Genomic DNA, 12,717 nt, shown 5'->3' with positions numbered 1-12,717 from the left:
GTGGGCACCGCCGCTGACCTGCTGAATCTCGACGACGAGTTCACCGCTGCTGAGCTCGAGACGCGTGCGACGGTGCGGGAGTTCGTCGACCGGCGCATCCGGCCCAACATCGCGCGGTGGTTCGATGAGGCGGTCTTTCCCGTCGAGCTCGTTCCCGAGATGGCCGAGCTCGGTCTGCTCGGCATGCACCTCGACGGCTACGGCGGCGCGGGCCGCTCGGCGACCGAGTACGGGATCGCGATGCAAGAGCTCGAGGCGGGGGATTCCGGCATCCGCACCTTCGTCTCGGTGCAGGGGTCGCTCGCGATGTCGGCGATCCACAAGCACGGCTCCGATGAGCAGAAAGCCACGTGGCTGCCGCCGATGGCGCGCGGCGAGGTGCTCGGATGCTTCGCACTGACCGAGCCGACCGCGGGCTCGGACCCCGGCACGATGCAGACGACCGCGCGGCGCGACGGCGACGGCTGGGTGCTCAACGGCGCCAAGCGCTGGATCGGTCTCGCCTCGATCGCGCACGTCGCCGTCGTCTGGGCGCAGACCGATGAGGGGGTGCGAGGGTTCCTCGTGCCGACGGACACGGCGGGCTACCGGGCGACGCCGATCGAGCGCAAACTGTCGATGCGGGCCTCACTCCAGTGCGATGTGGCCTTCGACGACGTCCGCCTGCCCGCCGAGGCCCTGCTGCCGGGCGTCACAGGACTCAAGGGACCGTTCTCCTGCCTGAACGAGGCGCGCTACGGCATCGCGTGGGGCGCCGTGGGCGCCGCCCGCGACAGCTTCGACCAGGCCCTCGCGTACGCGCAGACGCGCATGCAGTTCGGCAAGCCGCTCGCAGCGTTCCAGCTGACGCAGCAGAAGATCGTGAACTGGGCGCTCGAGATCCAGAAGGCGCAGCTCCTCGCCCTGCGTCTGGGGCGATTGAAGGATGCCGGCAAGCTCGAGCACCACATGATCTCGGTCGCGAAGCTCAACAACACCCGCATCGCGATCGACATCGCCCGTGACGCGCGCACGGTGCTCGGCGGCAACGGCATCACGCTGGACTATTCGCCCCTGCGGCACGCCAACAACCTCGAGTCGGTGCGCACGTACGAGGGCACTGACGAAGTACACACGCTCATCCTGGGCCAGCACATCACGGGTCACGCCGCCTTTCGCGGGTGACGAACGGGCCTGCCGGCCGCCCTAAGCTTGCGGGGTGACATCGGCCCCCTCGCGCTCGCTCTGGCGGGGTCGCGCGATCGCCCTCATCGGGATCGTGCTGTTCGCGTTCTCGTTGCGCACCGCCGTGGCATCCCTTTCGCCGCTTCTCGACAAGATCGGCGAGGACTTCACGGTGCCCGCCGCCGTGGTCGGTCTCATCGGCACCGCGCCGCCGGTCTGCTACGCCGTGTTCGGCTTCGTCACCCCGATCCTCGAGCGCCGCTTCGGGCTCGAGCGCACGGGACTGGCCGCGATGGTCGTCGTGGCGGTGGGGCTCGTCCTGCGCGGCTTCGCCGTCGACGCGACGACCCTCCTGCTCGCGACGGCGCTCATCTTCGCCGCGGTCGGGGTCGGCAACGTGCTGCTGCCGCCGCTGGTGAAGAAGTACTTCCCCGATCGCATCGGCCTCGTCACGTCGGTGTACTCCACGATGCTGGCGATCGCGACGTTCACGCCGCCGCTCATCGCGGTTCCCGTCGCCGAGGCCGCGTCCTGGCGGCTCTCCCTCGGCGTGTGGGCGGTCTTCGCCACCGTCGCGATGATCCCCTGGGTCATCCTCGTCGCCCGGGGGAGGCGCGCGGGGGTGTCCGCCGACGACATCGAGGTGGTTCACCCGCGCGTCTTCGGCCGGCTGTGGCGGCTCCCGCTGGTGTGGGCGCTCGTGGTCACCTTCACGGTGTCGGCCATCGTCGCCTACGTCTTCTTCGCGTGGTACCCGCAGGTGCTCGTCGACATCGCGGGGCTCTCACCGGCTGAGGCCGGCGCAATGCTCGCGCTGTTCGCCTCGATCGGGATGCCGTGCTCGCTGCTCGTGCCCATGCTCGTCGTGCGCTTCCAGGCCACCCGGGTGCTGTTTGCGGTCGCCGTCGTGACGGGCCTCGGCGGCATCGCAGGGCTGCTCGTCGCGCCGTCGCTCGCTCCGGCCGTGTGGACCGTGCTGCTCGGGGTCGCCTCGCTGCTGTTCCCGCTCAGCCTCGTGCTCCTCGGGATCCGCACGCGCACGCACGAGGGCGCCGTCGCCTTGAGCGGGTTCGTGCAGAGCATCGGCTACGGCATCGCGGCGGTCTTCCCGCTCGCGTTCGGGCTGCTGCACGACGCGACGGCATCGTGGACCCTGCCGCTCGCGCTGATCGGCGTAACGCTCCTCACGCTGATCCCCGCAGGGGTCGTCGCAGCGCGCTCCCAGACAGTCGAAGACGCCTGGGAGCAGCGGCACGGAGCCTGGTGACCGGTCGGGTCAGGCTGTCGTGCCGTACGAGTACGTGTCTTCGTCCTCGTCCTCGTCTTCGGTGGCCCACTTATCGACGTATTCGTCGTCTGTGGACGGGTGAGCAAGCTCACGCTCGAGCGCTGCATAGTTGACGCTCGGGCTGAACGACTTCAGTTCGCGAGCGATCTTTGTGTGCTTCGCCTTCTGACGGCCACGCCCCATGCGAGACCCCCTCACTTCTGAGCCGCGTACATAGCGCGGGCCCGACGCATTCACGATCCGGCATGTGGCCGGGAAGAGTAGCATTCAGAATACCACGCACGCCCGAGACCACGGCGGTTCGCGAGCTGCTCGGGCTGCTCGAGATGCGGAGGACGCATGGCCGACGAAGAAGTCCGACCTCCCGACGCGCGCGCCGACGATTCCTTTCGAGGTGCAGTCCTGGCCGGGATCATCCCCGACCAGTCCCCTCGGGTGCTGAAGGAAGCGGCCCGCTACGCGCGACTGCTGGGGGCTCCGCTCATCGTCGTGCACGTCGACGTGACGCGATTCGTGACGTACGAAGACCCCGACGGCTATGTGAACTCCGTGCCCATCGATATCGATGTCTCGTCGGGCGAGGGTGCGCTCGAGAGTGTTCGCGCGGCGGCATCCGCCGTTCTCGACGGAACCGGGCTGGCGTGGACGGTGCGGCAGCTCGTGGGCGACCCCGCCCTCGCGCTCAAGCACCTGGCCGAGCGGGTGGACGCCAAACTCATCGTCGTCGGCACGCGAAAGCGGGGCATGGGCGAGTCGATTCGTGAGTTCTTCACGGGCTCCGTCGCGGCGCGCCTCTCGCACCGCCAATACCGGCCGGTACTCGTCGTGCCGCTGGGGGATCCGGTCCCCGATGACGAGGACGTCTGGCCCATCTGACCCGTGACGACGAAACGGCAACGGCGCTGCCGTTGCCGTTTCGCGGGCAGAGGTCAGGGTTTGAGAGCGCGGGTGACGGCGCGAGCGGCTTCGTCGACGGCGCGTTCGAGCTCATCGACAACGGATGCCGCGAGCTCACCGCCCCGCGCGACGTGCGAGCGGAGTTCTGTGCGCACGCGCCCGCGGAACTCGTTCACGATCGCATCGGCACGGTGCAGCTGCTCGCGGCTGCGACCACGCACGTCATCGACGGGCGCGGGGGGAGCCGACGTCGCCTTCGCGCGCTCCTGCTTGCTCGCCGCCGCGAGGTCGGCGCGCAAGCTCTTCATCGCCTCGCGTACGCTTCCGCGAACCTCATCGGCGATGAGTCGCACGCTGTCGGCGAGGCCCGCCTCGATGCCCTGCAGGTCATCGGCGCGTGCGGCGACCTCGGCGCGACCGGCCTCGGTGATCTCGTAGACGGTCTTGCGGCCGTCGACGGACTTGGTGACCAGGCCTTCCTCCTCGAGCTTCGCCAGGCGCGGGTACACCGTGCCGGCGCTCGGGGTGTAGGTGCCACCCGTGCGATCGGACAGGGCCTGCATGATGTCGTAGCCGTGGCGCGGCCCTTCATCGAGCAGGTTCAGCAGGTACAGGCGCAGGTCGCCGTGCGAGAAGACCGGGCCCATCACCATTCCCCCTCTTCAGCGATGGGGGTGGACCCGCCCGCGCGGCGCAGCACGGTGAGGTCACCCGAGACCGAGTTCGAGCGGATGTCGGCGAAGGTGCCGCTGAGTTCCCCCGTCGAGCCCGTGTAGTTCGTCGCGGGACCGGGGCCTGTCCCCGAGCGCACGGTGCCGTCGATCTGCACGCGTCCGCTGACGCTGCGCACGACGTAGTTGGCGGCGAGGCTCTCGTCGAGCCGGATGGTCGCGTTGCCCGAGATGGTGTTGAGGTTGACGGCGTGGACCGGGCCGTCGGAATCGACCAGCACGGCCCCAGAGACGGTGTCGATCGTCGTCTTGCGCAGGGTTCCCGTGACGGCGACGTCTCCCGAGACGCTGTTCGCCGACAGTGATCCGTCGAGTCCGCGCAGCTGGACGTCGCCCGAGACGGCGTTGACGGTCACGTCACCGGTGAGCCCGTCGACGATGATGTCGCCCGAAACGGTGTTGAGCCGCGCGTCGCTGCCGAGTCCGGTCACGAGCGCGCTCGCCGACACGACGCCGAGGGTGAGGGCGAGGGATCGCGGCACGGCCACGCTGATCTCGGCTTTCGGGCCGCCGTCGCCGAAGTTGCGGAACACCTCGAGGAAGTTGTCCCACCGCAGCTGCGGATGATCGATCTCGACGGTGCCGTCGGTGACATCGATCCGCAGGTCCTTCACGGTCACGCTGTGCACTTCGATCCGCATGCCGGGCTCGTCGTGTGCGACGACGTCGATCTGACCGCCGACGAGTCCGATCTTGAGCGAGCGCACGGACTCGATGTCGATGACGCGCGTTTCGCCGGGGTGGACGACCCACTTCTCGTAGTCCATAACTCCTCCAGAGTTTGTAATTTCGCGATATATCGCGTGTGCCGACCGTAACACGATATATCGCGTTTCTGGTCGAGACTCAGGAAACACCCACTTGACGTTTACGCGACGTCAACCTTTACGGTGACTCTTGATGGTGACGACAGGGAGGGATGCACATGGAATGGTCGATTCAGCAGATCGCGAAGATCACCGGGACGACGAGTCGCACGCTGCGTCATTACGATCAGCTCGGTCTTCTCCCGCCGTCGCGGATCGCCGCGAACGGCTACCGGTATTACGACGAGACCGCGCTCGTGCGGCTGCAGCGGATCCTGCTGCTGCGCGAACTCGGTCTGGGATTGCCGCAGATCGCGCGGGTCCTCGAGCGCAGCGTCTCTGAAGACCAGGCGCTCGAAGGGCATCTCGCCTGGCTTCACCAGGAACAGGAGCGACGGGCGCGGCAGATCGCCTCGGTCAAGTCCACTTTGAACGCACGGAGAGGGGGTGAAGAACTCATGGCAGACACCATGTTCGATGGCTTCGACAACACGCAGTACAAGGAAGAAGTGCAACAGCGCTGGGGTGCCGACGCCTATCAGGCGAGCGAGGACTGGTGGCAAGGGCAGGACGGCACCGCGAAGGCAGCCGAGATGCGACGCGTCGCCGACCTCAACCGCGACTGGATCGCGGCCGCTCAGAGCGAAACGCCGATCGACGGCGACCTCGCACAGGCGCTCGCGCAGAGGCACGTCGAGTGGCTGAGGTCGGTGCCCGGCGCACCGACGGCGCCCGACAAGATCAAGGGATACGTGCTGGGGCTCGGCGAGATGTACGTTGCCGACCCGCGATTCGGTGCGAACTACGCGACGGATGCCGGAGGCACAGCAGGCGCGGAGTTCGTGCGCGACGCGCTACGGGTGTACGCCCACGCGAACCTCTGAAAAAAGAACGGATGCCGCAGACCCGAAGGTCTGCGGCATCCGTTCTCTCAGCGTCGCGCCCCGACAGCGCGACGCGAACTTAGGCGCGGCTACCGCTGATGAGTCGGAACAACAGCGCGATGAGCGCGATGACTCCGACGATCAGTGCAACCCACAGGAGCCAGCTCAAGGCCTCGCCGAGACCGCCGACGATGGCGAGCACGATGGCGACGACGATGATGATGATCAGCGCGATGTTCATGGAGAGTCCTCCCTCGTGGAACGGCGCGAACTCAATCGCGCCGCGTGCATCATGAGCACTCATCTACCGTGCCACCCTCGCCGCAAACCCCGACAGGGGTTGCACCCCGGAATCGGTTGGTGATAGGGCGGGCGGGTGTCAAGCCCCTGCGGCGGTGACCCGCGCCGCCATAGGTTCGACGCACGACGAAGGAGGAGCCATGCCCCGAGGCCGCGGATCGAGCAGTCTGAAGAGCCCCGAGCTCTATGAAGAGCTGCGGGGCGACGGCGCGTCGAAAGAGAAGGCCGCCCGCATCTCGAACGCAGCTGCCCGCGACGGAGCCGAAGAAGTCGGTCGGCGCGGCGGCAAAGCCGGCGACTACGAGGACTGGACGGTCGCGGAGCTGCGGGGCCGGGCGAAGGAGCTGGGCATCACGGGCTACTCCGGTGTCCGCAAGCCGGAGCTGATCTCGATGCTCCGCAACCACTGACGGCATGGCCCAGCGACTCACCCGGGTGCGTCCCGACGATGACCCGGGGCTGCGCCGTGTGCGCTCCGGCTCGGGATTCCGCTACCAGCGCGACGATGGCGAGACGGTCTCCGCCGAAGACCGCGACCGCATCTCGCAGCTCGTCATCCCCCCGGCCTGGCAGGACGTGTGGATCTCGGCCGAGCCCTTCGGGCACATCCAGGCGGTGGGGACGGATGCCGCCGGTCGTCGCCAGTACGTCTATCACGCCGAATGGCGGGCACGACGCGACCGTGGCAAGTTCGCCCGCGCGCTCGATCTGGCCGCGGCGCTGCCGAGCGCGCGGCGGCGCGTCACGGTGGCATTGCGTGCAGACGAACTCGACCGCGAGCGGGTGCTGGCCGTCGCTTTCCGGCTGCTGGACACCGCGGCGCCGCGCGTGGGCTCGACACGCTACCTGGATCGGCACGGCAGCCGGGGGCTGACGACCCTGCAGCGTCGTCACGCCATCGTCGACGACTCCGTCGTGACGCTGTCGTTCCCCGGCAAGAGCGGCCAGCGGGCGCTGCTGGAGATCAGCGACGATGACCTCGCCGTCGTCATGCCGCTTCTCGTCGCCGGGCGCCCGAGCGCCGCTCTGCTCGCGTACAGCCGCGGCAGGCGCCGCGTCGCGCTGCGGCCCGGCGACGTCAACGAGCAGGTGCGAGCCCTCACGGGCGGCCGGTTCACGGCGAAGGACTTCCGCACGCTCCGCGGCACGATCCTCGCCGCAGAGACTCTCGCCCGGATCGGGCTCGTCGCCACGGCCCGCCAGCGATCGCAGGCCGAGAAGCTCGCCGTCGACGCCACGGCCGCGGCGCTGGGCAACACCCCCGCCGTCGCACGGGGGAGTTACATCGATCCGCGGGTCTTCCAGGCGTACGCGCGCGGACAGCTGCTCGACCTCGGCGTCACGCCCGAGTCGGCGATCCAGGACCTCATCGTGCGCTCGGGCCGTCGCCGGCCCCGGTGAGCGCGCTTCGACTCTCGGCCCAGCCCCCGCAAGCGTCGTGGGATACTGAGCCGGATACACATTCGTATCCGTCGCGATGGCTCCGCAGCGCGAGCATCGGGCCGCGGCATCCCTCACGATCACGCAAGGGCACACGTGTCGAACCTCGCCGTCTTGAGCTTGAAGAACCGTGCGCTCATCGCGCTCATCACGATCGTTGCCGCGATCTTCGGTGGGCTCGCACTGACGAGCCTCAAGCAGGAGCTCATCCCCTCGATCGAGTTCCCGGCGCTCATCGTCGTCTCGGCCTACCCCGGTGCGTCGCCCGAGGTCGTCAACAATGACGTCTCCACCCCGATCGAGGCGGCCATCCAGGGCGTTCCGGGCCTTGAAACCACGACGGCGACGAGCACGACGAACGCGTCGGTCATCCAGGCGTCGTTCTCGTACGGGACGAACCTCGCCACGGCCGAGCAGAAGATCGCTCAGGCGATCAACCGCGTGCAGGGTCAGCTGCCCGATGGTGTCGAGCCCAATGTCATCTCCGCGAGCATCGACGATTTCCCCGTCATCCAGCTTGCCGTGACGGGCTACGACGATGCCGAGACGATCCAGGCGCGCTTGGAGTCCCTCGTCGTCCCCGAGCTCGAAGACGTCGACGGCGTCAATGCTGCCGAGATCGTCGGCGGCATCGGTCAGCGCGTCACGATCACCCCCGACCAGGCCGCGCTCGCGGCCGCGGGCTACACGCAGCAGGCGATCACCGACGCCCTCGACCAGAACGGCGTGCTGTTCCCCGGCGGCGACATCACCGAGGACGGGCAGACGCTCACGGTGCAGACCGGCACGAAGATCGACTCGGTCGAACAGATCGCCGCGCTGCCGCTCGTTCCCTCTTCGGCCGAGCAGTTCGCCGCCGGTGAGCTCACGATCGGCGATGTCGCTTCGGTCGTGCAGGACCAGGACCCCGTCACGTCGGTGTCGCGTGTCGACGGCGAGCCAGCGCTCACGATCGCGGTGACCAAGCTGCCCGCCGCCAACACGGTCGACGTGAGCAAGGGCGTGCTCGCCGTGCTCCCCGCGTTGGAGGACGACCTCGACGGGGCCGAATTCACGGTCGTCTTCGACCAGGCGCCCTACATCCAGGAGTCGATCGACGCGCTCGCGAAAGAGGGCCTGCTCGGCCTCGTGTTCGCCGTGCTGGTGATCCTCGTCTTCCTGATGTCGGTGCGTTCGACACTCGTGACGGCGATCTCCATCCCGACGAGCGTGCTGATCACGTTCATCGGCATCCAGTCCCTCGGCTACTCACTCAACATCCTCACGCTCGGTGCGCTCACGATCGCGATCGGACGCGTCGTCGATGACTCGATCGTGGTGATCGAGAACATCAAGCGGCATTACGTCGGTGACGCCGACAAGACGCGCTCGATCCTGATCGGTGTCCGTGAGGTCGCCGCGGCGATCACGGCCTCGACGATCACATCGGTCGCAGTCTTCCTGCCGATCGCGTTCGTCGACGACGTCACGGGCGAGCTGTTCCGGCCGTTCGCGCTCACCACCACGATCGCCATGCTCGCGTCGCTCTTCGTCGCGCTCACGATCGTCCCGGTGCTCGCCTACTGGTTCCTGCGCCCCGGCAAGCAGATCCTGGATGCCGAGGGGCGGTCGGTCGACCCCGAAGACCCCGCCGCCCCGCCCAGCCGCCTCCAGAAGTCGTACCTGCCGATCCTGAACTGGACCCTGAAGCACTCCTGGACGACGATTCTGCTGGCCGTCCTCGTGCTCGGCGGCACAGCCGCCGCAGCGCCGTTCATGAAGACGAACTTCCTCGGGGACTCCGGACAGAACACCTTCACGATGACGCAGAGCATCGGACCGGCGGCATCGCTCGAAGCGGAGTCCGCGGCAGCCGAACAGGTCGAGGCCGTCCTCTCGGACATCGAGGGCATCGAGACGGTGCAGGTGTCGATCGGATCGAGCGGCTCGGCGCTGCGTGATGCTTTCTCGGGTGGGGGCAGCGGTGTGACCTACTCGATCACGACGAGCCCCGAGGCCGACCAGGTGCTCCTGCGCGAAGAGGTGCAGGAAGCCATCGCCGATCTCGAGGATGCGGGTGAGATCGCGATCGCCGCGAGTGGCGGGGGCTTCGGGTCGAGCGACATCGAGATCAACGTCACGGCGCCGGACACCTCGACGCTGCAGGAGGCCACGGATGCCGTCGTCGCTGCGCTCGCCGGAGGCGAGGGACTCAGCCAGGTGACGAGCAACCTCTCCGCGTCGCTTCCGTACATCGCCGTCAACGTCGATCGTGACGCCGCCGCGTCGCTCGGGCTCTCCGAGGTCGCCGTGGGCGCCCTGGTATCGAACACGATGCGTCCGCAGCAGGTCGGCTCGGTCGAGATCAGCGACACCACGCTGACGGTCTACCTCGCCGCCTCGCAGACCCCCGCGACCCTCGACGAGCTGCGTGCCCTCACGGTTCCGACCGCCGTCGGGCCGGTTCCCCTGTCCGATATCGCGACCGTCGAGGAGAGCGAGGGGCCGACCTCGATCACCACCCAGCGCGGTCAGCGCACGTCGACGGTGACCGTCACGCCGTCGACCGATGATCTGACGGCGGCGTCTGCCACCGTCTCCACCGCGCTGGCAGACGCCGAGCTGCCGGCATCGGCCGATGCATCGCTGGGAGGCGTGGTTTCGCAGCAGGCGGATGCCTTCTCGCAGCTGGGCCTCGCTCTGCTCGCGGCGATCCTCATCGTCTACATCGTCATGGTGGCGACCTTCAAGTCGCTGCGACAGCCGATCCTGCTGCTCGTGTCGGTCCCCTTCGCGGCTACCGGTGCGATCCTGCTGCAGATCGTCACGGGCGTGCCGCTGGGCGTGGCATCCCTGATTGGTGTCCTGATGCTGATCGGCATCGTCGTCACCAACGCGATCGTGCTCGTGGACCTCGTCAATCAGTACCGGGAGAAGGGCCTGTCCGCGCGCGATGCCACCGTCGCCGGAAGCTCGCGACGCCTGCGTCCGATCCTGATGACCGCGCTGGCGACGATCTTCGCGCTGACGCCGCTGGCACTGGGGATCACCGGCCAGGGCGGGTTCATCTCGCAGCCGCTCGCGATCGTCGTGATCGGCGGCCTGATCTCGTCCACCGTGCTGACACTGCTCGTGCTGCCGACGCTCTACAACCTCGTCGAGGGTGCGAAGGAGCGCCGTCAGGCGCGACGCGGCGAGCCCGTTGTCGTCGGCGCGTCAACGGTCAGCGCTCCCGCGACCCGTCGCGAGCGGCGCCTCCAGAAGGCCGCCGCTATGTCTCCCGTGCCTGAAATCGAGCCCGAGAGCGTGCCCGAGCGGCAGTCCGTACCCGCAGACGAGCGCGAGCCCGAGCCTGAACTCGAGCCCGAGCCAGATTCCGTGGGTGACCCGGCGGACGAAGCCACGGCTGCCGGTGACGCAGATGAGGAACGGCCAGGGCGCGACGACTGACGCGCACGCGCGCCGCCCGTTCGGTCGAGTGAACAGCGCGGATCGGCGCAGGGTAGGTCGGCAGCGTGTCGCCGCGCGGCGAGGGGTCGGCGACGAGCACGGCGGATGCGGCATCCAGGGTCCCATCCTCGGGTGCGCCGAGCGCGCGCGGAAGGCCCAGCAGCCAGACGCCCATCGTCGAGAAGGCGACGAACTCGTAGAACGCCAGCGTGATGAGACCGGCGGCGAGCACGACCATGCCCGTCGCGAGCAGGATCACACCGACCGCGGCGAAGCGGCGGAACGCGTTCGAGAGCGCACGGCAGCGCAGGCCAGAGGCCACGAACGACAGGAACGACAGCGCGAGTCCGATCGCGGCGAGGTCGTGCAGGAGTGAACTGACCGGGATCGGGATGAGCCCCACCATCATCATGTGCGCGCCGGCCGACGAGAGCGAGCACCGGATCCATGCCGCCCGGCGCCGTGAGATCCGCTCGGGCAGGTCGACGCCGATCACGATGCCGTACACCGTGAGGAGCAGGCCTGACACGATCACCGTCGCGTTGAACGTGCGCGCCGAGAAGTCCCGGAACGTGCCGAGCTGTGAGAAGTGCAGGTGCCACCAGTACGGGTCGCTCGTCGTGAGGATCGCCACGACGACGCCCAGCACGAGTGCGCCGGTTGCGAGCGTGCCCAGGCGGTGCGAGCCCGAGGCACGCGAAGCGGCTCGTCTCGGAAGGGCCCCAGACACCCCGATGTCGGTGAGGGTGACGGGTCGGGACGGCTCCGAGAGCAGAAAGGTCATAAAGTTACCGTGGGTAGCGGCAACACCTCGCACGTGTACACCCGGCCCCCCCAGGCCCGGCTCGTGCGGAGAGCATGCCGATGGCTTAAGTTCTCCCCAGCTGACGGCAAGTCACCGACCCTTCATAGGGTAATGGGTGTATTGGCGGATAGGTGACCGGTGATCTTTCAGCTGGCGACCGGTAATGTTGACAAGTCGGCTTCAGGACACCGCGCTGTGTTCATCGCACGCGCGGATGGGTTTGTGAGTCCAAAGGGGCCGATGGTGAGCGTCGATCGACGCACATGAACCATCACTGAAAATGGCCCCCGGCCGACGGATGTCCGGGTACGCCCGCGCCCTGCGCGGGCGCTGTTTCGTGCGAGAAAACCCACAAGGACATCATCATGCCCAAGAACAAGAAGCCCGCCGGCGGTCGCCCCGCCAAGAACTTCGAGCCCCGCTACGGCGAGAAGAAGGGCTCGTACCAGGATCGCAAGCGCCGACCGGATGCCGCAGGCGACGGTCGCGCCAACACGAACAAGCCCGGCAGCAAGAGCCCGCAGCATCGCGGGTACCGCCCCGCCGAGAGCGACACCGCCGCGCCGAAGCGCCGCTGGTCGGCGCAGGAGAAGGCGGGCCGCGACGAGGCCCGCGGCATCCGCACGCACGCTCGGGACGATCGTCCCCGCTTCGACGAGGACCGTCCGCGGCGCGACGAGCGCGCACGCTCGGACCGGCCCTCGTACTCGTCGCAGGGCGGTTCGCGCTCGTTCGACCGCACCGACCGCGACGCGCGCGGCGCCGGCCGCCCCGCGGCACGCACCGAGCGCCCCGCCGGTGACCGCGACCGCGCTCGCCCGCCGTACGCCGACCGGGCCGATCGCACCGAGCGCCGCACGCACGGCGACGCGCGCCCGTCCTACCGCCGCGAGGAGCGTCCTCGTTTTGATCGTGATGACCGTGCCCCTCGTCGTGATTCGGGTGAGCGTCCTCGTTTCGATCGTGATGACCG

11 protein-coding genes and 2 pseudogenes are annotated in these 12,717 nt (G+C 68.4%); 8 read left to right on the top strand and 5 right to left on the bottom strand.

The window, feature by feature from the left end; translation table 11 throughout:
- Together AC25Y0_RS07595 and AC25Y0_RS07590 are read left to right on the top strand one after the other, a co-directional pair.
- Entirely contained in the window at nucleotides 1-1,164 is a 1,164-nt protein-coding gene (locus tag AC25Y0_RS07595; protein WP_488123748.1) for an acyl-CoA dehydrogenase family protein, read from the top strand.
- Nucleotides 1,165-1,198: 34 nt separating this feature from the next.
- Complete coding sequence (locus tag AC25Y0_RS07590) at nucleotides 1,199-2,431, top strand: MFS transporter (RefSeq protein WP_488123749.1); 1,233 nt, start codon at nucleotides 1,199-1,201, stop codon at nucleotides 2,429-2,431.
- A gap of 9 nt (nucleotides 2,432-2,440) precedes the next feature.
- Here AC25Y0_RS07590 and AC25Y0_RS07585 read toward each other — a convergent pair whose 3' ends face one another.
- Nucleotides 2,441-2,635: a DUF3073 domain-containing protein gene (locus tag AC25Y0_RS07585; protein WP_488123750.1), complete on the bottom strand. Its 195-nt coding sequence runs from the start codon at nucleotides 2,633-2,635 to the stop codon at nucleotides 2,441-2,443.
- A 156-nt stretch (nucleotides 2,636-2,791) separates the two neighbouring features.
- Between AC25Y0_RS07585 and AC25Y0_RS07580 the strand changes: the two genes are divergently transcribed.
- On the top strand, nucleotides 2,792-3,328 hold the full coding sequence (locus tag AC25Y0_RS07580; protein ID WP_488123751.1) for a universal stress protein: 537 nt from the start codon (nucleotides 2,792-2,794) through the stop codon (nucleotides 3,326-3,328).
- Nucleotides 3,329-3,381: 53 nt separating this feature from the next.
- On the opposite strand, the gene AC25Y0_RS07575 is transcribed toward AC25Y0_RS07580, so the two are convergent.
- A complete protein-coding gene (locus AC25Y0_RS07575; protein WP_488123818.1) occupies nucleotides 3,382-3,996 on the bottom strand; it encodes a PadR family transcriptional regulator in 615 nt (204 codons plus the stop codon).
- Nucleotides 3,996-4,847: a DUF4097 family beta strand repeat-containing protein gene (locus tag AC25Y0_RS07570; protein WP_488134465.1), complete on the bottom strand. Its 852-nt coding sequence runs from the start codon at nucleotides 4,845-4,847 to the stop codon at nucleotides 3,996-3,998. Before AC25Y0_RS07570 ends, AC25Y0_RS07575 begins: the two co-directional genes overlap by 1 nt.
- Nucleotides 4,848-5,005: 158 nt before the next feature.
- On the opposite strand from AC25Y0_RS07570, the gene AC25Y0_RS07565 reads away from it, so the two are divergent.
- Nucleotides 5,006-5,770 (top strand): MerR family transcriptional regulator, encoded by a 765-nt coding sequence (locus AC25Y0_RS07565; RefSeq protein ID WP_488134464.1) that lies wholly within the window; start codon nucleotides 5,006-5,008, stop codon nucleotides 5,768-5,770.
- A 79-nt stretch (nucleotides 5,771-5,849) separates the two neighbouring features.
- Here the strand turns inward: AC25Y0_RS07565 and AC25Y0_RS07560 are convergent, their stop codons facing one another.
- Nucleotides 5,850-6,011: a hypothetical protein gene (locus AC25Y0_RS07560; protein WP_488123754.1), complete on the bottom strand. Its 162-nt coding sequence runs from the start codon at nucleotides 6,009-6,011 to the stop codon at nucleotides 5,850-5,852.
- A gap of 199 nt (nucleotides 6,012-6,210) precedes the next feature.
- On the opposite strand from AC25Y0_RS07560, the gene AC25Y0_RS07555 reads away from it, so the two are divergent.
- The 3 genes from AC25Y0_RS07555 (at nucleotide 6,211) to AC25Y0_RS07545 (ending at nucleotide 10,939) form a co-directional block, all read left to right on the top strand.
- Nucleotides 6,211-6,480 carry a DUF7218 family protein gene (locus AC25Y0_RS07555; protein WP_488123755.1) on the top strand — a complete coding sequence of 90 codons (270 nt, stop codon included), beginning with the start codon at nucleotides 6,211-6,213 and terminating at the stop codon, nucleotides 6,478-6,480.
- A 4-nt stretch (nucleotides 6,481-6,484) separates the two neighbouring features.
- Nucleotides 6,485-7,471: a DNA topoisomerase IB gene (locus tag AC25Y0_RS07550; RefSeq protein WP_488134463.1), complete on the top strand. Its 987-nt coding sequence runs from the start codon at nucleotides 6,485-6,487 to the stop codon at nucleotides 7,469-7,471.
- A 135-nt stretch (nucleotides 7,472-7,606) separates the two neighbouring features.
- Nucleotides 7,607-10,939 carry an efflux RND transporter permease subunit gene (locus AC25Y0_RS07545; RefSeq protein ID WP_488134462.1) on the top strand — a complete coding sequence of 1,111 codons (3,333 nt, stop codon included), beginning with the start codon at nucleotides 7,607-7,609 and terminating at the stop codon, nucleotides 10,937-10,939.
- A 166-nt stretch (nucleotides 10,940-11,105) separates the two neighbouring features.
- Here AC25Y0_RS07545 and AC25Y0_RS07540 read toward each other — a convergent pair.
- A pseudogene (locus AC25Y0_RS07540) lies at nucleotides 11,106-11,723 on the bottom strand (hypothetical protein); the annotation flags it as partial.
- 386 nt (nucleotides 11,724-12,109) lie between these two features.
- Between AC25Y0_RS07540 and AC25Y0_RS07535 the strand changes: the two are divergent.
- A pseudogene (locus AC25Y0_RS07535) lies at nucleotides 12,110-12,717 on the top strand (DEAD/DEAH box helicase); the annotation flags it as partial.

Source organism: Microbacterium sp. Y547, from assembly GCF_057669785.1.
This window is presented reverse-complemented; position numbering and strand designations above follow the sequence as displayed.

Excerpts from the sequence above, each read along its gene's own strand:
- AC25Y0_RS07585 (WP_488123750.1), bottom strand. The coding sequence starts at position 2,635 with ATGGGGCGTGGCCGTCAGAAGGCGAAGCACACAAAGATCGCTCGCGAA.
- AC25Y0_RS07580 (WP_488123751.1), top strand. The coding sequence starts at position 2,792 with ATGGCCGACGAAGAAGTCCGACCTCCCGACGCGCGCGCCGACGATTCC.
- AC25Y0_RS07575 (WP_488123818.1), bottom strand. The coding sequence starts at position 3,996 with ATGGGCCCGGTCTTCTCGCACGGCGACCTGCGCCTGTACCTGCTGAAC.
- AC25Y0_RS07570 (WP_488134465.1), bottom strand. The coding sequence starts at position 4,847 with ATGGACTACGAGAAGTGGGTCGTCCACCCCGGCGAAACGCGCGTCATC.
- AC25Y0_RS07565 (WP_488134464.1), top strand. The coding sequence starts at position 5,006 with ATGGAATGGTCGATTCAGCAGATCGCGAAGATCACCGGGACGACGAGT.
- AC25Y0_RS07560 (WP_488123754.1), bottom strand. The coding sequence starts at position 6,011 with ATGAACATCGCGCTGATCATCATCATCGTCGTCGCCATCGTGCTCGCC.
- AC25Y0_RS07555 (WP_488123755.1), top strand. The coding sequence starts at position 6,211 with ATGCCCCGAGGCCGCGGATCGAGCAGTCTGAAGAGCCCCGAGCTCTAT.
- AC25Y0_RS07550 (WP_488134463.1), top strand. The coding sequence starts at position 6,485 with ATGGCCCAGCGACTCACCCGGGTGCGTCCCGACGATGACCCGGGGCTG.